General features: G+C 37.4%; 16 protein-coding genes and 5 pseudogenes. 7 read left to right on the forward strand and 14 right to left on the reverse strand.

Annotated features, from left to right (window positions below; all coding sequences use genetic code 11):
* The first annotated feature begins 8 nt into the window (after nt 1-8).
* Nucleotides 9-215, forward strand: coding sequence for a YjzD family protein (locus D0Z64_RS03790; protein WP_040457360.1), 207 nt, complete (start codon nt 9-11; stop codon nt 213-215).
* Between the two features lie 43 nt (nt 216-258).
* On the opposite strand, the gene D0Z64_RS03795 is transcribed toward D0Z64_RS03790, so the two are convergent.
* The 8 genes from D0Z64_RS03795 to uvrC all read right to left on the reverse strand — a co-directional run bounded on the left by D0Z64_RS03795 (nt 259) and on the right by uvrC (nt 9,281).
* Nucleotides 259-1,815: a bifunctional metallophosphatase/5'-nucleotidase gene (locus D0Z64_RS03795; RefSeq protein ID WP_080881433.1), complete on the reverse strand. Its 1,557-nt coding sequence runs from the start codon at nt 1,813-1,815 to the stop codon at nt 259-261.
* Between the two features lie 56 nt (nt 1,816-1,871).
* A complete protein-coding gene (gene rpmF / locus D0Z64_RS03800; protein ID WP_006352554.1) occupies nt 1,872-2,063 on the reverse strand; it encodes a 50S ribosomal protein L32 in 192 nt (63 codons plus the stop codon).
* 109 nt (nt 2,064-2,172) lie between these two features.
* Nucleotides 2,173-2,397, reverse strand: coding sequence for a lipopolysaccharide assembly protein LapA domain-containing protein (locus tag D0Z64_RS03805; RefSeq protein WP_006352555.1), 225 nt, complete (start codon nt 2,395-2,397; stop codon nt 2,173-2,175).
* Between the two features lie 4 nt (nt 2,398-2,401).
* Nucleotides 2,402-3,196 (reverse strand): SDR family NAD(P)-dependent oxidoreductase, encoded by a 795-nt coding sequence (locus tag D0Z64_RS03810; RefSeq protein ID WP_080881434.1) that lies wholly within the window; start codon nt 3,194-3,196, stop codon nt 2,402-2,404.
* A 1-nt stretch (nt 3,197) separates the two neighbouring features.
* Nucleotides 3,198-4,133, reverse strand: coding sequence for a ribonuclease Z (rnz, locus tag D0Z64_RS03815; protein ID WP_080881435.1), 936 nt, complete (start codon nt 4,131-4,133; stop codon nt 3,198-3,200).
* A 16-nt stretch (nt 4,134-4,149) separates the two neighbouring features.
* On the reverse strand, nt 4,150-6,066 hold the full coding sequence (locus tag D0Z64_RS03820) for an acyltransferase family protein (protein WP_080881436.1): 1,917 nt from the start codon (nt 6,064-6,066) through the stop codon (nt 4,150-4,152).
* A 26-nt stretch (nt 6,067-6,092) separates the two neighbouring features.
* A complete protein-coding gene (obgE, locus tag D0Z64_RS03825; protein ID WP_127345650.1) occupies nt 6,093-7,403 on the reverse strand; it encodes a GTPase ObgE in 1,311 nt (436 codons plus the stop codon).
* Nucleotides 7,404-7,478: 75 nt separating this feature from the next.
* Nucleotides 7,479-9,281 carry an excinuclease ABC subunit UvrC gene (uvrC, locus tag D0Z64_RS03830; protein ID WP_080881438.1) on the reverse strand — a complete coding sequence of 601 codons (1,803 nt, stop codon included), beginning with the start codon at nt 9,279-9,281 and terminating at the stop codon, nt 7,479-7,481.
* Between the two features lie 144 nt (nt 9,282-9,425).
* Here uvrC and D0Z64_RS03835 point away from each other — a divergent pair.
* Together D0Z64_RS03835 and D0Z64_RS03840 are read left to right on the forward strand one after the other, a co-directional pair.
* A pseudogene (locus tag D0Z64_RS03835) lies at nt 9,426-10,036 on the forward strand (DedA family protein).
* A 16-nt stretch (nt 10,037-10,052) separates the two neighbouring features.
* Nucleotides 10,053-11,438, forward strand: coding sequence for an APC family permease (locus tag D0Z64_RS03840; RefSeq protein WP_080881439.1), 1,386 nt, complete (start codon nt 10,053-10,055; stop codon nt 11,436-11,438).
* A 61-nt stretch (nt 11,439-11,499) separates the two neighbouring features.
* Here D0Z64_RS03840 and D0Z64_RS03845 read toward each other — a convergent pair.
* The 5 genes and pseudogenes from D0Z64_RS03845 to D0Z64_RS03865 form a co-directional block, all read right to left on the reverse strand.
* A pseudogene (locus D0Z64_RS03845) lies at nt 11,500-12,078 on the reverse strand (NAD(P)-dependent oxidoreductase); the annotation flags it as partial.
* Between the two features lie 9 nt (nt 12,079-12,087).
* On the reverse strand, nt 12,088-12,918 hold the full coding sequence (gene yidA / locus D0Z64_RS03850; protein WP_080881441.1) for a sugar-phosphatase: 831 nt from the start codon (nt 12,916-12,918) through the stop codon (nt 12,088-12,090).
* 48 nt (nt 12,919-12,966) lie between these two features.
* Nucleotides 12,967-13,711: pseudogene (locus tag D0Z64_RS03855) on the reverse strand (aldo/keto reductase family protein).
* 140 nt (nt 13,712-13,851) lie between these two features.
* A complete protein-coding gene (gene coaBC, locus D0Z64_RS03860) occupies nt 13,852-15,042 on the reverse strand; it encodes a bifunctional phosphopantothenoylcysteine decarboxylase/phosphopantothenate--cysteine ligase CoaBC (RefSeq protein ID WP_080881442.1) in 1,191 nt (396 codons plus the stop codon).
* Nucleotides 15,043-15,067: 25 nt separating this feature from the next.
* On the reverse strand, nt 15,068-15,553 hold the full coding sequence (locus tag D0Z64_RS03865) for a nitroreductase family protein (RefSeq protein WP_080881443.1): 486 nt from the start codon (nt 15,551-15,553) through the stop codon (nt 15,068-15,070).
* A gap of 214 nt (nt 15,554-15,767) precedes the next feature.
* Between D0Z64_RS03865 and D0Z64_RS03870 the strand changes: the two are divergent.
* The 4 genes and pseudogenes from D0Z64_RS03870 (at nt 15,768) to D0Z64_RS03885 (ending at nt 19,462) form a co-directional block, all read left to right on the forward strand.
* Nucleotides 15,768-16,482: pseudogene (locus tag D0Z64_RS03870) on the forward strand (GntR family transcriptional regulator).
* Nucleotides 16,483-16,499: 17 nt separating this feature from the next.
* The gene (locus tag D0Z64_RS03875) at nt 16,500-16,910 is read left to right on the forward strand and encodes a DUF3284 domain-containing protein (RefSeq protein ID WP_080881445.1); all 411 of its coding nucleotides are present in this window, start codon (nt 16,500-16,502) and stop codon (nt 16,908-16,910) included.
* Nucleotides 16,911-16,973: 63 nt separating this feature from the next.
* Nucleotides 16,974-18,422, forward strand: coding sequence for a 6-phospho-beta-glucosidase (locus D0Z64_RS03880; RefSeq protein WP_080881446.1), 1,449 nt, complete (start codon nt 16,974-16,976; stop codon nt 18,420-18,422).
* Nucleotides 18,423-18,526: 104 nt separating this feature from the next.
* Nucleotides 18,527-19,462, forward strand: coding sequence for a nucleoside hydrolase (locus D0Z64_RS03885; protein WP_080881447.1), 936 nt, complete (start codon nt 18,527-18,529; stop codon nt 19,460-19,462).
* Nucleotides 19,463-19,498: 36 nt separating this feature from the next.
* On the opposite strand, the pseudogene D0Z64_RS08515 reads toward D0Z64_RS03885, so the two are convergent.
* Nucleotides 19,499-20,021: pseudogene (locus tag D0Z64_RS08515) on the reverse strand (SA1002 family membrane protein).
* Nucleotides 20,022-20,166 lie beyond the last annotated feature (145 nt).

Below are 20,166 nucleotides of genomic sequence, written 5' to 3' on the forward strand. Positions count from 1 at the left end.
GAATGATTATGGGTCGCTATATCGTAACTATTGTATGGAGCGTTATTTACATGATGGTTATTGGCTTTATTGCTGCTCCTTTAACCCAAAGTGCTTTTAATCCAAAAGAAGCTCTTATTATTGGAGTTGTCTTTGGTATCCTCTTTGCAGCAATTATTCCAACCATCACTGCTCATTCACATAAAGACAAAAGCAAGTTTTCAAATCTTAAGTAGAATAAAAAATAAACCGTTAGTCATCTGACTAACGGTTTATTTTTTAGTAAAAACGATAATTATGTGTTGTATCTACTTTAATCGGCCCATGAGTTAAATATTCCGAAAACATTTGAACATAATCTTTATCCAGCGTAAATTCAATTTTATCCATGCTGTATTCTGGATAGAAACCGCCACCCATTGCACGATAATTGTTGACTGCTAAATGATAAATCTTATCATCTTCGATCGGCTTGCCATTTAAAACAAGCTTAGTTAAACGTTCACCGGCTGGTTTAGAAATATCTGCTTCGTATTCGATTGGATAAAAGACATCAAAATGATACAGCAATGGCTTAGGTTTGATCCAGCGATCAAGGAATTTGATTTTGCCATCAGTATCCTTTTTTAGAAAACTTGCACTATGTTCAATAATATGACGCAGCTGTTTACCGGTTAGTTTTACGCGACAAAGCTGATTGGCATAAGGATAATTGAGCAAAACATCACGCATTGTAACTTCTTTGCCGAATCCCTTAGCCTTCTCACTCATAACAGCAGTAGCAGACACATCTGCCTTGGTAAACCAAAGCTGCATTTGCTGCAGCAAATTAATAAATGGGGCTCCTTGCAAACGCCCTTTCATTGCATCTTCAATTGGTGCAGGTTCACTCAAATTAGCAATTGGCTGGTCTAACCATTTTTGAGTTCGTTCGTCTAAATTATGAACAAGCTTTACAATTTCTGGATCAGGTTCATAATCTTTAGTATCAATTAATTTAGTAGACATGCTATTGATCTTTTTTGTTCTTTCATCAATATCAAGCATAACTTCCGCAATAGCTTCTCCACGATAACCTGGTTGAACAATTGCGGTATTTTTTGATACCACATTTAACCGGCGGTGTTGGTGTCCTGTCAAAAAGACATCTACTTCCGGGATTTCGGTTAAAATCTTATAGCCTTCGTTCTCTCCACGATGTGGTTCTGTCACTTCACCAGTTACAGGATCGCTCTCAAAGCCGCCATGATATATTACTGCCAAAATATCTACTTTTGGTTTTAAGATTTTTGTATAATGCTTTATCTGTTCATAAGCAGAAATAAATTTTAACCCAGCAATGTTTTCTTTAGGTTCCCAGTGCGGAATATATTGAGTTGTAATTCCTAAAATACCGATCTTAATTCCACTTTTTTCAATAATTTGATATTCTTTGCCAAAAGCTGGTACATTGGTTTCTGCATCCAAAATATTGTCATTGATGATTGGTGCTTTATTGTTATCGATATAATAGGTTAAATAATCTTGTCCAAAATTAAAGTCGTGGTTTCCTAGACAACGTGCATCGTAGCCTACTTTATTGTAGGCTTCGGTAAAAATTGCCAAGTCCCGGTAATCACCAGTAGAATGTGCATACGAAGCAAGTGGAGATCCTTGCAAGCAATCTCCGGCATCTGTCACCACAACATGATCTGCGCCGAATTTATTTTTTTCAGTCTTAATAGCAGTACTTACTCGACTCAAACTAAAAGGCGCTTCATAATTGTTTTTATTCTGATAGTCTGTCGGCAATAAAAAGCCATGGGTATCACTTGAATGTAAAAACACTAATTTCATAATTTTCCCTTCGAATTTAGGCATAAAAAAAGACACCACAAACCGGTGTCCTTTAATTACTTATTGTCGCTTTCGCTGTTCTTGTTAACAACTTGACGACCCTTGTAATAACCCTTAGGTGAAACGCGGTGGCTTAAACGGTATTCACCAGTAGTTGCATCATAGTGCATTGCTGGGACAGTTAACTTAATATGACCACGACGAGAACGTTTCTTTTGTTTAGAAGTATGTCTTGCTGGAACTGCCATTGATTTTGATCTCCTTTATTGTAGACTTAAGCTTCGACCACACTAAAAAGTGAGCCTAATCACTCATATGCTTCAATGATACTATTGAATCACTGATAAATCAAGATTATTAATTTTTCTTCTTAGTAATTTGCTGATCATGTCCTAAAAAATAACCTAGCAAAACACCGATGATAATCATCACCACTAAGACAATAATCAACGGTAATTTAAATGAAAACAATCCAAAATTGATTTCTACTAGCTTTGTATTTAAAACAACGAAAATTACTGCTAATAAAGCTAAAATTAAACTAATAATCAAATTTATCTGTCGTTTATTCTTCAATTTCATTTTCTTACTTTCTAGAAGCCACTTTGAGTGAAATAATATCACCTATCGTTGGGAACAAATTATAGAATTTTGCTGCAATTGCCAAGCTAATCGGCAAATTCAATTCCCGCTTATCGCTACCGAAGTAGTGAACAACTTGCCAAGCAACATCATTAGGATCAAGCATGAATGCTTGAACATTTTTGACGTAATTACCGGTCTTGTCAGCAATATTAAAGAAATTGGTATAAACAGGGCCTGGGTTGACCGTCATAACTTTAACGCCAAATGGCTTCAATTCTAAGCGCAATACATTTGAAAATTGAATCACTGCAGCCTTGGATGCACTATAAGCTGCAGATTTGGTTGTTGGAATTTTACCGGCAATTGAACCAAAGTTAATAATTTGACCAGTCTTTTCTTCCATCATTACCCGACCTACCAAACGAGTAAAGTACATCAGTCCGAGAACATTTACTTGGAACATATCGGTGGCATCTTGCATATCACTGTCCATAAAGGTTTCAAACTTGCCAAAACCGGCACAATTTACCAAGAAATCAATATGTTGGACGCTGGCAATAATTTTCTTAAAGGTTTCTTTGATTTCATCTGCCTTACCCATATCAGTTGGGAAAACATATGCATCAGTTCCTGATAATTCTTTAGCTTCAGAAGCAATTTCATTTAGTTTGCCTTCGTTTCGTGCAATTAAAATAACTGTTGCACCCCGTCCGGCACTCTCTAGCACAATTGAACGTCCAATGCCGCTAGAAGCACCTGTGACTACGACTACCTTATTTCTTAAAGAATTACTCATCTCAATTTGTTCCTTTCATTTGAATATTAATTTGATCCAAATCATTAACTAATATTGTATTAGGAAAAACTTTCTTGGCTTGTTTTTCTAAACGCTTAGCCTTATTGCCCAAATATCTGGCTGAAATATGGTCTAAACACAATTTCTTTACGCCATTATCACGGGCAACTTGCGCTGCTTCAACAGAAGTCGAATGGTAATATGAATGAGCCAACTTGGCTTCATTGCCAGCAAATGTTGATTCATGAACCAATACATCCGCATTTTTCGCCAATTTGGCAATATTAGGGGTTGAACGAGTATCGTATATGATTGTTACAATTCTTCCGGGTCTTGCTGGTCCCAAGAAGTCTTTTCCATTCAAAATAGTACCGTCTGCCAAAGCGATTTGCTCGCCCGCCTTTAATTTACCATATAAAGGTCCATTTGGAATATGATATTTCGCAAGTTTATCCATCAAAAGCTCACCAGGCCGAGAGTTTTCGACAATACGATAACCAAAACTCGGAACTCGGTGATCTAATTTTTCTGTATAAACTCTAAAATCTTTTCCTTGATAAATCAGTCCGCCCTCAGTTAACTCAACGAATTTTATTGGATAAGAAACTTTAGTACGTGAAACGCGCAATGAGGTTTTAACGAATTGCTCTAAACCTGGTGGTCCATAAATTGTTAACGGTCCTACATCCCCTTGAAAAGAACGCGTGGCTAGCAAGCCGGGCAACCCAAAGATATGATCTCCATGATTATGTGAAATAAATATTTTGGTTACCTTTCTTAAACGAATATTTGTCTTTAAAATTTGATGCTGTGTAGCCTCACCAATATCAAACAACCAAATTTCATTGAGTTCGTCTAATAGCTTTAAAGCCAGTCCAGCAACATTGCGCTGCTTTGAAGGCTGACCAGCCCCAGTTCCTAAAAATTGTAATTCCATGAACTACTTTCCTATTCTAAAATTTTGCATTCTTCACAATTGTTTTTACAATGTATGCACTATAATATTTCGATCCTTTTGGCGTAGGGTGAGTTTTATCTTGATAGAACCAATTTGGATGGTTCTTTGAATATCCATACCAATTAATAACCGTAAGATTGTCATAACGTTTTTGGGCTTGGTCAAGCAAGCTATTAACTTGATCTTGCCATTGTCTAGTTGGTACATGAGTATTAATCCAGAACACATGCCGCTTTTTTCCAACCTGATTCATCAATCGATCTAAATCACCCATTGAGAAAGGTCCGTTGGTTCCTAAACCAATTAAGACATTATCAGCAAGTGCACCTTGATTTTGATAGCTGCTTAGCAATCCAAAAGCAACATTCATTTGCCTTGACACAGCAGCGTCAATGATTGCCTTAGGCATTAACTGCTTTAAGTCATTGCTTGAGCCGGCCATTACGGAATCGCCGATTGCCGTTACTGGCATTTGTTGAGCCAACTGTAAATCAACTTGAGAAATACCATATTTAACGTAGCTCTTGTTCACTGGATGCTTTTTGGCTTCTTTTTTGGCCTTTTGAACAACCTTGCTTGTCTTTTGTTTCTTAGGTGTCTTTTTAAATTTTTTAATTAGTGCTTGATTATCTTTTTGCTGTTTTGCGCAATTGGCTTTAATTCTCTTAGCTAATTGCGTTTTATTGAAGTCAACGCTTTTAGCTGTTGGTGAAATTGCTATTCCAATGCTGCCAATTATTAAAACAAAAGCGACAAAAGCGGCCATAACTTTTTTAGACCAATTATTATTTCTCATATCAAATAAATGACTGAAATAATTTTTGGTGCCTTGCCACGTAATTCGTCCCATTGGTCGTTCAATCAAACGATAAGTTGCTTCGCTGATTAACAATATCAAGATTATTTCAATAATATGATAAAGAGTAGCGTGATCGCCAATATCAGTCATCTTATCTTCAAAGAAGATCATAACCGGAAATTGATACAGATATATTCCATAGCTGCGAGAACCTATCCAACTGAAGACAGGATTAGTAAGGATTCGATTCCAATGACTGCCTGGATGCGCAATAATTGCAATCATAATTGTCGTCAAAATGGAGAAGATGAGCATTCCACCACAATATGTAAATGCTGTTTGTGGGTTCATTGTACTGCTGAAGAACATGAGCAGCATGCCAACAAAAGCAATCAACCCTGTCAGATCCAATATTCGACTATTACGCTTTGCAATCGATGACCGCAAATCTTCAACTGGCCAGATCACTGCCATTGCAGCACCTAGTCCAAGTGAGAAAAAGCGAGTATCAGTACCATAATAGATTCGGTTAATATCGGTCCCTCTAAGGTAAAGAATTGCCATTTCTAACGCAGAAAGCAGTGAAAAGGCAAATATGATCCAAAAAATATGTTTACGAGAATGAGCAAATTTTACTAATAAAAAGATGACAATTGGCCACAGAATATAAAATTGCCCTTCTATGGACATCGTCCATAAATGCGTAAATGGTGATTCATTACTGACAAATCTTTCAAAATAGCTTTGACCATTTAAAATTTGCCAAAAATTATAAACATTCAGCAAATTGCTGATAACAATTTGATTTAATTTTGCCAGTAAATTTCTTTGAAAAAGTACTATCCAGGCAGAGGAAAGCCACAATACAGCAATTAACTGCGGGTATAAGCGTTTAATCCGATGCAGGTAAAATCGTTTATTATCATAACTACCTTTTTCCTGATATGACCGCAGCATATGGTCAGTAACCAGATATCCTGAAAGCACAAAAAAGATCAGTACGCCAAGATAGCCACCACCAAACGTATTCGGATCAAGATGATATAGAATAACGCCAATTACCGCTAATGCTCTGAGCCCCGAATATCCTGTAATAAACCGATTCTTTTTCATTATTAAATTCTCAAATACTCTCCAAGTTATTGTACAAATTCAAAGTTAAAGTCACCAATTGCAACATCATCGCCATTCTCTGCGCCAGCTTTTCTTAAGGCCTCATCAACGCCAAGATTGTTCAATTTACGTGCAAGTAGCATAATTCCATCTTGGTGATCCAAATTGATTCTTTGCACCAATCGTTCAAGTCCCTCACCTTTAACGATAAATGCATGTTCATCCACTTTTTCAACTGTAAACTCATTAGTCTTTGGTGCTTTGAATTTATATTCTTTATTCTTCTGAACAGACACTGGTTTTTCTTCAGTTTGGCTGCGTTCTTCTTCAACTTTTTCTACTAAGTTAGCTGCATCGCGCATTAATTCATTGATGCCTTGATGAGTTACGCTGGAAATCGCATAAACCGGTTCACCAATCTTCTCTTGTGCTAATGCATCCTTAAATTCTTGATACTTCTGATCAGCACCAGGAATATCCATTTGCGTTGCAACGATCAATTCGCGTTTTTTAGTTAAGTCAGTGGTGTAATTAGCCAATTCCTTCTTAATAGCATGATAGTCTTCGATTGCTTCACGACCATTGTTTGGATCCATTGACACTAAATGCAAAATAACCTTGGTACGTTCAATATGCCGTAAAAACTGCATCCCTAAGCCAACGCCTTGACTCGCACCTTCAATTAATCCTGGCAAATCTGCCATTGAAAAGTCGCGACCATCAGGCAAGATTACCATGCCCAAGTTTGGCGTTAACGTAGTAAATTGATATGCCGCAATTTTTGGTTTGGCTTTGGTTACTACTGACAGCAAAGTTGATTTGCCCACTGAAGGAAAGCCGACCAAACCGACATCAGCCAACATTTTCAGCTCTAAACGCAGAACGCGATCTTCACCAGGCTCACCATTTTCAGCAATTTCTGGTGCAGTATTAACACTATTAGCAAAATGGATGTTTCCTCTTCCGCCGCGGCCACCTTTAGCAACCACAAGCTCTTGACCATTCTCAACCAAATCACCAATAACTTCGTTAGTATCAAAATCATATACTGTCGTACCAACAGGAACTTTCAAATAAAGATCCTTGGCAGCACGACCATATTGTGCCTTGATTCTACCGTTTTCACCATTATCAGCCTTGAACTTTCGCCGATATCTAAAGTCCATCAATGTTCTTAAGCCGCTATCAGCCACAAAAATTATGCTGCCGCCACGACCGCCATCACCACCAGCTGGACCGCCGTTAGGGACGAATTTTTCATGGCGGAAAGCAACCATGCCATCTCCGCCTTTTCCGGCTTGAACTTCAATTTTTGTTTGATCTACAAATGTTGGCATGTGAAAACTCCTTCCGTCTTTCTAACTTTAATATAATAACACAGAAATGGCTATAATAAGCTATTCTTTCAGAGATTACAAACTTAATTTAACAGATTGTGCCTGGGTTAGGGTCAAACCAGCATTTCTTAATTCATCAATTGAAGCCTCTTTGATTTTCTTCATTGAGCCAAATTGACGCAAAAGCTTGTTGCGACTCTTTGGGCCGATACCCTTAATTGAATCCAGTCGACTAGATAAAGCATTCTTAGCATGAGTTCTTCTATGAAAAGTGATCGCAAACCGGTGCACTTCGTCCTGTATTCTGGTCATTAAATAAAAGCCCTGCGATTTTGGATCCATTGGAATTAGTTTAAACGGTTGCCCATTAATCGGATCGCCGAATAATAAGTGATTGGTTCTATGCTTATCATCTTTAACCATACCGGCAACTGGAATGTTCAGATTAAGCTCATTGCGCAAAACGTCTTCACAAGCCTCGACCTGAATCTGACCACCATCCATCAAAATTAAATCAGGCATCTTTTTATGCTCTCTTAGTAAGCGGCCATAACGTCTGCGCACTACCTCACGAGTATTGCGCAATTCATCGCCACCGTTCTGATGTTCAACTTCACCTTTTAATTTATATTTACGATATGAAGTCTTGTCAGTTTCACCATCTTTGAACACTACTAATGCCGATACCGGATCCGCTCCCTGAATATGCGAGTGGTCAAAACTTTCAATAATGTGACCGTAAGGCAAACCTAAAGCTGCAAAAATTTCTTTTTGCGCGCCTTTGGTTTTACGATTGCCTAATTCTAGCAGACGGAATTTATCATCGAGTTTTAGCTTAGCGTTGTCTTTAGCCATCTCAAGCAGAGCACGCTTTTGGCCTCGTTGCGGAGTTCTCACCGGCACGTGCAAGACTTCGGATAAATCTTCATTGTCAATTCCTTTGGGAACTAAAACTTCTTTTGGCAATACACGATTTCTTTGATTGTAGAACTGAACGATAAACGAAACAAATTCATCTTCCGGTTCACCAGCATCAGTCAAGGGAAACATTCTTGTTTCTCGTCTTAATAGTTTAGCCTGCCGTAAAAAGAAGATTTGAACTGACAGCCAAGATTTATCAACATAGAAATTAAAAATATCGCGTTGAGTGTTGTCATTAGAAATAATTTTTTGCTTTTCGACTGTTTCCTCAATATATTTTAACTGATCACGAATTTCCGCTGCTCGTTCAAATTCTAATTGTTGCGAAGCTGTTTCCATCTTTTGCGTTAAGTCTTGTTTAACCCAGCCAATATCACCATTTAGAAAGCTTTTTATTTTCTTGATCTGCTCTGCATATTCTTTTTCAGGCACTTTTTTAAAACAAGCTCCCAGACATTGTCCCATATGGTAGTAAAGACACGGTCTGCCTTGATAGCCATTGCAACGGCGCAATGGAAATACTTTTTGAATAAACTTAAGCGTTGCCTGTGCCGCATAGACATTAGGATACGGTCCAAAATAATAGCCTTTATCCTTATGAACCACACTGGTCAGCTTGGTTTGCGGATCACGTTCGTTAGTAATTTCAATATAAGGATAGCCTGTTCCCTGCTTTAATTGCACATTATAATAAGGTTGATATTTTTTAATGAGAGTAATTTCAAGCAGAAAGGCCTCTTTATCAGTAGAAACAGTAATGATATCGTAGTCATGAATTTCACGAACTAATTCAGCTCTTCTGCCAACTTGCTTGCTTTTAAAATATGAACGAACACGATTTTTTAAATTTTTCGACTTGCCAACATAAATCACCGTACCGTTAATATCTTTCATCAAATAGCATCCCGGTTTGGCCGGTAAGAATTTCAATTTGTTTTCAATTAGTTCAGTTGCCAAAAAATCACCCCTCTATTTTGCATTCAAATTTTAACATATTTATAAATTTTTCCATTATTTTACACATTTGCCAAAAGAAAGATCGCTTTGAAACTGATTGTTTGATATATTTTTATTAATATAACTTTTAAGGAGCTAATATGTCTGCCTGGATTTTTTTCATTAATTGATCATTTTGGATACTTGGCGATCGCTTTGCTGATTGCCATCGAAAACGTCTTTCCGCCAATTCCTTCAGAAGTAATTCTTTCATTTGGCGGCTTTATGACTGGCAAAACGCAGATGAATATTGTTGGTCTAGTAATTGCTTCTACGATTGGCTCTTTAAATTGGAGCAATCATTCTTTATTGGATTGGCAGTTTGCTAACTGAAGAAAGATTAACCAAATTATTTGCGCATCCTCTTTTTAAAAAATTAGGCTTCAAAAAGGACGATGTTAAGCGTTCTATCGTGTGGTTTGACAAGCACGGCATCAAAACGATCTTTTTTGGTCGTTTTGTCCTGGTTATTCGCAGCCTAATCTCTCTATCCCAGCCGGAATTGCTAAGTAAATAAAACTTAGTTTCTCGTTTTAACCACGCTAGGCAGTTTAATTTGGAATACCGTCCTAATTTGCTTAGGTGCATATATGGGCAGCAAATGGCAGATAATTGTTACTATTTTTGAAGATTATTCATTAATCGTCGTCGCCGTTTTAGCAACACTAGTTTTCTTTGGTGCTTATCGCTGGTACCAAAAACGTTTAAAAAAATAATGAAAGTACGATAAACATGAAACTGCATATTTTCCGAAAGCAAAAAATCACAACTTATTTAGGAGAGGATATTAATTTTTCAAGAACGTTGACTGCTTTTGATCTAATGGCCATGGGTATCGGAGCTGTAATTGGCACCGGTATTTTTATTTTGCCTGCTACTGTGGCAGCAACTACTGCCGGTCCTGGCGTCAGCCTTTCCTTTTTGGTAGCTGCTGTAATCTGTGTTTTAGCAGGAATGTGCTACGCTGAATTTGCCTCATCAATTCCTGTAGCTGGTTCAGCTTATTCTTACGGCAATATCATCTATGGTGAATTCATTGGCTGGTTAATGGGATGGGCGCTGATTCTTGAATACATGCTCGCCGTGGCCACAGTAGCAGCTGGTTGGTCATCATATTTTACAGCCTTTATTAAACCATTCGGAATAAAGTTGCCTAAAGCAGTGCCTGGTCCTTTTAATCCAAAACAAGGCGTGTATTTTGACCTTATCGCGGTAGTAGCTATCTTCTTAATTGCATTGCTGCTGGCGCAAGGAATGAAAAGTTCAATTAAAATCAATAACACGGCAGTCATTATTAAAATTACGATTATTTTGATTTTCATTTTTGTTGGCTTGAATTTTATTAAACCTAGCAATTATCATCCCTTTTTGCCATACAAAATGGCGGGGGTCTTCAAAGGAGCAACTACAGTTTTCTTTGCCTTCCTAGGCTTTGATGTTGTATCCAGTTCTGCTGCCGAAGTCAAAAAGCCACAAAAAAACATGCCATTAGGAATCATTGGAACGCTAGCTGTGGCAGTAATTTTATACATGGGAGTATCTCTGGTTTTAACAGGGATGGTTAATTACACCAAACTTGATATCGCTAATCCAGTTGCTTTTGCATTGCAGTATGTTCATCAGGACTGGCTGGCTGAACTTTTGTCATTAGGAGCAATAGTCGGAATGGCGTCAATGATGTTGACGATGATCTACTCTAGCTCACGCTTAATCTACGCGATGGCAAGAGATGGATTATTACCACACGTTTTTAGTAAAATCGATGCCAAACACCATACACCACAGTTAGCACTTTTGGTAGTAACAATTGTAATCGCATTAGGTGCTGCGTTCTTTTCTGTCGATCAGCTAACCAATTTGGTCAGCTTCGGTACCTTGTTTGCATTTACTCTTGTCTCATTTGGCATTATCAGATTGCGTTCGCGCACAGATATTAAAAATGTTGGCTTTAAAGTTCCAGGCTATCCTTATGTTCCCGTTGTCTCGGGCTTATGCTGCATCTTTATGATTTTTCAGTTAAACACCGATGTTTTCATCATGGCTGGTATTTGGCTGATCATCGGAATTATTATCTATTTTGTTTATGGCTATCACCATAGTCAGCTGGAAAGTAAATAACTTTACATAATTTAAAATATATTAATAAAAAATACTAGTCGATCAAGACTAGTATTTTTTATTATGCATTTACTTGATTCAAGGCTTGACCATCGATCAAATAAGAAATAATATTTTTACTTGCTTCTTTAGACAAATTGTATCTTGCCATATGAGTTGCACTACCAACATGTGGTGTCATGATTACATTATCAAGACCTGCTAATTCTTCATCGACTTCATTTTCATTCTCAAAGACATCCAAACCAGCACCGGCAATTTCATCAGATTTAAGGGCATCAACTAAGGCTGCTTGATCAACCAATCTGCCCCAAGCTACGTTAATCAAGAAAGCAGTATCTTTCATCTTAGATAAAGCCGCAGCATCAATAATATGACGTGTTTCTTCAGTTAAAGGAGCATTCAAAGATAAAAAGTTACTTTCTTTTAAAAGCGTATCTAAATCAACATATTTAGCATCAATGTCATTTTCTGTTTGATGGCGATTATGATAAATAATCTTCATTCCAAGCATCTTACCGAATTTTGCTACTTGAGAACCAATTCTGCCTAAACCTAAAATGCCTAGAGTTTTGCTTTCAATACTATATCCTTGGTTATCATACTCACTCATGTTAAGGAAAACGCCCTCGCGCATACTTTCAGCAATTTACTTATTGAGAATTGCATTAATTGCTTTTGCTACTCCATCATGATTACAATCTGTCGTAATTTGATCAGCATTTTTCTTGGTAATTGCTACAGCATTGCCCATCGCAACCCCTAGGCCAGCATACTTGATCATTGGCATGTCATTAGCTTGATCTCCCAAGGCCATAACATTTTCTGCCTTAATTTCCAAGTGCTCGCACAAAACCTTTAGCCCAGTTGCCTTATCTGTATTAGCGGCAGTTGCTTCGTAATAGAATGGTTCTGTTTTAGAAAAAGTTACTCTCTTCTTCATCTGGTCAAAAAGCGGGTCCTTGATCTTTTCATCCAGATATTCTGGATTATCAATATACATGCATTTGATTATTGGAATTTGCCGCATTTCTTCAGCAGTTCGATAGGAAACTTCCAGTCTGACGATTCTCGAGTTATAAATCGTATAATGTCCTATATCACGGTTATCTGTATATATTCTATTTAAACCCACTGCATGAAAATGCAACCTAAGCTTTCTTGCGATTGCCTCAAGATCAATATACTCTGAATAATTAAGTCCTCGTTTAAACAGAACTTTGCCATTTGTTGATTCAGTCACTGCGCCATTGAAGCTTACGACAAATTGATCATCTTGATTGTTTAGCCCCAGTTCATCTAAATAGCGCTGTGCACCAGACAAAGGGCGTCCAGTACAAATCACAATTTTCTTTCCCCGCTTTTTTGCACTTAAAATAGCTTCCTTTACTGCAGGGGTAATCTCTTTTTTAGAATTGACCAGAGTGCCATCAATATCAATTGCAATTAGCTTAATGTTTTTTAGCTTAATGTTTTTCATAACAATTTTCCTTATACACAAAAAAACATTATTTTCTCAAATAGTGCTCTAAAATCTTAGTTTTTTAAGTTCTTCCATATCGCTATCGTCAATTTCAAAATCCAATTGTCGATCTTGCTTCATATCGTTAATCTTATCAGTTTTTGGTAAAACAACGCACCCTCATTGACAATCATATTTAAGCATTAATTGTGCCGGACTGACATGATATTTGTCAGCATACTTCTTAATCTTCAAATTAGTCAATGCGCGACCATGGGCAAGAGGCGAATATGCTTCAACGATAATTCCTTGTTCTTGACAACATTTCATCAACGTTAAAGGAGTATTGCCAATATTTACTTCGATTTGGTTAACAGCTGGTTTAATCGTTCCAGTATCAATAATGTTATCAAGGTCTTCCTTTAAGAAATTAGAAACTCCAATAGCTCTAACTTTGCCAGCCTTGACAGCTTCTTCCATTGCTCGCCAATTCTCTAGATTTCCTTTAAAATGTCGGTCAGGAGTACGATTAACTTCAACCCATGGTTGCGGAGAGTGAATTAATAAAAGATCAATATAATCTAGACTAAACTTTTCCAAAGCTTCATCAATTGACTTTTTGGTTCCTTCATAATCCTTGACTGCAGTTGGAACTTTGGTTGTCAGGAAAAATATAAGAATTCCAGATTCCCTTGCCAACTCCAACTTCATTACCGTAATCTCTTGCAGTATCAAACGCTTTATAGACACAAGAATGGCCTGACGAACGACTTTTTTGGGCCTCGTCATTATTAAGCAGCCACGTTCCCATTTGAACTTGTGTTATTGCTTGGCAAACAAAATAGGTAAAAAGAAAGGGCTGACCGCTTTATCTGTCAACTCTTTCTCCTCAGTATCTTAATTCCTACAACTACAATGATAGCTTAATTTTGATTAATAGCAAGGGGTGTTTTACCTAATAAATAAAGATTTTTGCAGCAAATTTACTATTTTGTCAGCCACTTTTGTCTTTTTCATTCTAGGTAGTTCAAATACCGGCTTTCCCTGGCCTAAGATAGAAATTTTGTCTTCATCACTGCCAAAACTGTCCGTGGACACATTATTGGCAATAATGTAATCTGTTCCCTTTTCTTTTAATTTACGTTGGGCATTTTTCAGTAAATCATTCGTTTCGGCCGCAAAGCCAATTACCAGTTGATCTTTACGTTTATTTTTGCTGACCGTTTTAAGAATATCTGGTGTCTTAACCAGGCTTAAATCTAAATTGGCTTGATCCATACTCTTTTTTATTTTTTGATCAGCAACTTTCTTAAGACGCCAATCTGCTACTGCGGCCGCCATAATTAGTGCATCTGCTTTAGGAAATTCTTCTTGAACAGCGGATAACATTTTTTCAGTTGTTTCCGCATGAATCAGCCTTATTCCCTTAGGCAGCGCCACGCTAATTGAGCCATAAATCAAACAAACGTCTGCTCCTGCTCTTTTTGCAGCCCGGGCAATTGCAATTCCCATTTTCCCGCTGGAACGATTGCCAATAAAACGGACTGGATCGATTGGTTCCCTAGTTCCACCGGCAGTTACAATAATTTTTTTACCGGTTAAAGGCAGAGTCTCACGTAAATTTTGTTCAATCCAAGAGGCAATTGCTTCTGGTTCGGGCATCCTTCCTTTAGCCTTATAACCTTCAGCCAAAACGCCAATTACTGGATCAAGGATCTTAACATCATTTTCCTTCAAGAAAGCTAAATTTCGTTGGGTCGCCGGATTAGCTAGCATTTGATCATTCATCGCTGGAACGACGTATTTAGGTGCTTGAGTTGCCAAAATAGTCGTACTGGCAGCGTCATCTGCAATCCCATTCGCCATTTTCGCAATAAAATTGGCTGTGGCTGGCACTACTAAGGCTAATTCAGTCCAGCGGGCCAATGAAACATGTGGAATTTGAGCTTCATTTTCTTTTAACCAAAGATCATCTAAAACCGGATATTTAGTCAAAGAAGCTAATGTTGCAGAAGTAACAAATTTTTCAGCATTCTTGGTCATTACTACTCTGACTTCATGACCCTTTTTTTCGAGCAAGCGCACGACATTGATCGCTTTATAGCAAGCAATCCCACCTGTTAAGTAAACCGCGATTCTCATTTTTACCTACTTTACATAAATATTATTATTTAATAGTTACTTTGTAACGGTTAGAGCGGTCCTCAGCTTCCGGTTTTTCTTTTGGATATCCGACACTGACGATAACTTGAATCTTGTAGCCTTCGTCAATTCCCAGTTCTTTCTTTAAAGCAACATCTTTATCAATAGAAAAAGCTGCGCCCATTACATAAACAGAACCTAATCCGATACTGTTTGCTTCGACCATAATATTTTCAGCAGCAACTGATGCGTCCCGCTCACCAAATTGACTATCAGCCTTGGTAGCAATAACAAAAAGCAGTGGTGCATCATAGCATGCATGATCGCAAGCATCTTCAATTTTATTTAAATATGCATCATCCTTTATAACGCTAGCTTGCATGACATCGGTTTGGTGCATCCCACATGGTGCAGCATTAAAAGCCGCAATTAATTGAGTGACTTCTGGTTCAGTCAGTTTATCAGGTCTAAATTTACGTACAGATTGTCTGGTTAAAATTGCATCAGTCATAATAAAAATCTCCTTTGCACAATATCTTTTACTTCTATTTTAATCCTTTATTCTAAAAATACCTATAATTCGTTCAGCATTTGACAGCGCTTCCTAAAATAGATAGGATTAGGCTTAATTTCTCTGAAGAGATGCTACATAAATGCTAGAATTAATAGTAAATTATGTAGCATCTCTTTTTATAAACTCAAACCTAAACAAAGATGGTGAAATAATGGCAAAAGCAAAATACTTGGAAATTGCGAAAATAATTAATGATAGAATCAACGATGGAACCTATCAGGCTCGTCAGCCTCTTCCCGACCAGGAAAGTTTGGCCAAGGAATTAGGCGTCAGTCGTTTGACGGTAAAAAAAGCATTAGATGGCTTGGAAAGAAAAGGCTTGGTCTACAAGCAATCAGGATTGGGCACTTACGTCTCAGGTACCATTCCAATTCAAACTAGATATGATTCACCTGCTAACATGTTCACGGGCTTACGCAATTTGCTAGGCTGCGATAATGTTAAAAGCCAGATAATCAAGTTTAATGTTGAATTTCCAAATGAAAACATTCAAAAATACTTGTGTCTTAAACATTCAGAACCAGTTTACAATATTGTTCGTTTAAGAATTGTCGATGACTCGCCTTTAATTATCGAACATACTTATATGCCTGTTAAGCTTGTACCAAATCTTGACGAAAACATTCTTCATAAATCAATCTATCAATATATCCATAAAGAATTAAAGCTGAAATTTGGTCATGCTTATCGTAAAATTCGTGCGTGCAAAGCGGATCAGTACGATCAGAAGTACTTAAACGCTAAAAAGAGTGATCCAATGTTGGAATTGGAGCAAATCGTTTGGCTTACTAACGGTGATCCGATCAACTAGTCGAAACCGCTATGATCAGCGTGACTACACAATCGTCGAAAACAATAGGTTTTAGACGACAAAGGAGTTTTTATGATTACAATAATTAAAGAATTTAATTTTACTGCTAATGATTTTTTTAACTACCTAGATAAGCAATTGATCTATAGCATAAAAAAATCCCGCAATAACGATATGCCAGTTAAATTGGTTTCTGGCATTCGCTATCAGCAGGATGATATTGAAACTGTTATCACAACTTATAAACGTGGCGAGGCCTATGAAGCAAGTTTCAAAAATTCACGCATGGATGTCTTCATCTCCTACCACACACAAGACACCGAAAACGGCGTCAAGATAACTTTCTCTGAAGAAATTAAAAACTATGATCCAGCTAGTCATGGCAAGTTCAATAACTGGCTCTACAATGTTCAGCTCAAGCATGGCGCCAAGAAAGAACTAAAACAGATGGCTGATAATGTAAAAGAGAGTTTATTAGTATAAAGCAAATAAGAAAAAGATTGTTAATTATTTTATTTTGATTTATGAATGTGAGGTTTTATTCATATGTATTCAGCAAAAATGCCAAAGAACTTTTTATGGGGTGGAGCTGTAGCTGCTCACCAACTCGAAGGTGCTTGGAATGAAGATGGTAAAGGCATGTCTGTTGCCGACGTCATGACAGTTGGTTCAGCAACCAAACCACGTGAAATTACCGATGGCGTCATCCCTGGCAAGAACTACCCTAACCATTCAGCAATTGATTTTTACCATCACTATAAAGAAGATATTAAATTGATGGCTGAAATGGGCTTCAAAGCTTTTAGAACTTCAATTGCTTGGACCAGAATCTTCCCTAAGGGTGATGAAAAAGAGCCAAATGAAGCAGGCTTGAAGTTTTACGACGATCTCTTTGATACCTGTCATCAATATGGAATCGAACCAGTGATTACCCTCTCTCACTTCGAAATTCCGTTCCATTTGATTAAGGAATACGGCGGTTTTACCAACCGAAAGATGATTGACTTCTTTGTTCGTTTTGCCACTGTTTGTTTCAAACGTTATAAGAACAAAGTTAAGTATTGGATGACCTTCAATGAAATTAATAACCAAACCAGTTTCAACAATGATTTCTTGATGGCTACCAACTCTGGTATTTTATTTAAAGATGGCATGACTGATGAAGAAAAAGAAGCAGCAATGTATCAAGCTGGTCACTATGAATTAGTGGCTTCTGCTTTGGCAGTCAAAGTTGGACACAAGATCAATCCTAACTTCAAGATTGGTTGTATGATCAACTATTCACCTGTTCGTCCACTTACCCCATCATCCGATGACGTTTTATTGGCTGATAAGTTTGAACAACGTCGGGATTGGTTCTCAGATGTTCATGTCTTTGGTGAATATCCAAATGCTGTTGAAGCTTATATTGAAAGAAATGGCTATCGTCCAGATATTACCGATGAAGACAGAATTGTCTTAAAGGAAGGAACAGTTGATTATGTTGCCTTTTCTTACTACCAGACAACAACCGTTTCTTCAGAAAAGGTAAAGCCAGACGACTTAACCGATTTAGCTCAAGCTATTGCTAAGAACCCAACTTTAAAGCGTAGCGATTGGGGCTGGGAAATTGACCCAGAAGGTTTAAGAATTGCCTTGAATCAATTGCAAGATCGTTACCACAAGCCTTTATTCATCGTTGAAAATGGTTTGGGTGCCTACGACAAGGTTGAAGCTGATGGTTCAGTTCACGATGATTACCGGATTGATTACTTAAGAAATCACATTTCAGAAATGGAAAAGGCTGTTGAACTCGATGGCGTTGACTTAATGGGTTACCTTACATGGGGCTGCATCGACCTTGTTTCTGCCGGAACTGGCCAAATGGATAAACGCTACGGCTTTATTTATGTTGATAAAAATGATGCCGGTGAAGGTACTCTTGGTCGTTCACGTAAGGACTCCTTCTTCTGGTACAAGAAAGTTATCCAATCGAACGGTAAAGATTTAGATTAATAATCGTTTTAAAAAACATCCCTGCGGGGATGTTTTTTTATGCTATTTTCGGATTTTCATTATGCTGTTAAAATAAACAAAAAAGACTTTGAAAGGTTTTAGCGATGAAAGAAATATATTTTAATCACGATGGCAATATCGACGATTTAGTCTCTTACCTTTTGCTGCTGCAAGCTCCTAAAATCAAATTGCTTGGTGTTGGGGCGATTGATGCTGACGGTTACATCGATCCATCAGTCGAAGCTTGTCGCAAGTTGACGGATCGTTTTAACTTAAGAAATGATCATCTAGAAATTGCCAAATCCAATTCTAGAGCGGTCAACCAATTTCCACATGAATGGCGTATGGCTACCTATTCGTTCAACTATTTACCAATGTTAAATGAAAAAGGCACAATCCAGACAAAGCAAGCAAAGTTGCCAGCGCATCTTGATTTAGCTGAAAAGATTAAAAATGCTGATAAAAAAATCACATTAATCATGACCGGCCCTTTAACTGATTTAGCAAGAGCACTTGATTATGATCCAAGTATTGAAGAAAAAATTGCTAAACTATATTGGATGGGTGGCTCACTTAATCGACACGGAAACGTAGCACAAGTTAACGCTGATGGTACACAGGAATGGAATTCATTCTGGGATCCTTATGCGGTAAAAAGAGTTTTCGCTTCTAATATTCCAATTCAAATGGTTGGATTAGAAAGCACGGAAGAACTTCCACTAAGCGATAAATTGCGTCAGCATTGGGCTAGTTTAAGAAAATATCCTGCCATGGATTTAGTTGGGCAGGCCTACAGTTTAATCGTGTCAGTGCCCAGCGCCAGATTGTTTCTTTGGGACGTGCTAACAACAATGAGTGCCCTTTATCCGGAAATTGTCGAAACGCGGACGGCAAAGGCGAAGGTAATCACTGATGGTCTTAGTGCCGGCAGTTTTGATGAAACTCCATCAGGACGTGAAGTAACTTTAGTTACCAAAGCAAATAAGAAACTATTCTATCAAAAAATGAACGAACTGCTTAAAAGTGCAAAATTGAAATAGAAAAATTAAAAGGATTGGAAAAACTCCAATCCTTTTTTATATTAATTTGCTATGCTTTTTATATAAAATAATACCAATCCAGGCCGAAATGAATGACAGTAAAACAATTACAACAATCAGATTCGGATCCAGAAAATTCCCTACTTTTATGAATTGAGCAATCGTAGAAATCCTTTTGATATTGGAAAATATTGCCTGATACACTGTCACATAAATCAAGCACCACTGAATATAATATTCAATTAAGGTCAATGTCGTTGCCGAAAACTTGAAGAAACGACTAGCTAGCCTCATCCCCCAGTAAAGCAAGATTTCTGATAGAATGACGAATAAAGCCGGCAGCAAAAACAAATTTCCTAAATAAACATGCAAATTGTCATGATCATTGATCAGCAAATAGCTGATTAGAAAAAAAGAGCAAAAAATTGATAGTACTAAACAAAATCAAAAAGGCAAAAAGCAATCCAGCCTTCACCCACTGAAACTTATTTTCTGAGCGAAAAAGAATAAAAATTAACGCAATTACGGCAACTGCAATAAAGAAATACGTGACTCTCATTTTTACCTCAAAAAAAGATAGGCCGAAGCCTATTTTAGATTTATTTTTATAGATCTATCTGTAATATCTATATCACGATTTAATTGTAAGATATTTATGTATATAAGTAAATCAATTATGGTAAATTTAGTCTTTTCCTGGTATA

This window comes from Lactobacillus amylolyticus, from assembly GCF_003999355.1.
GTDB lineage: Bacteria > Bacillota > Bacilli > Lactobacillales > Lactobacillaceae > Lactobacillus > Lactobacillus amylolyticus.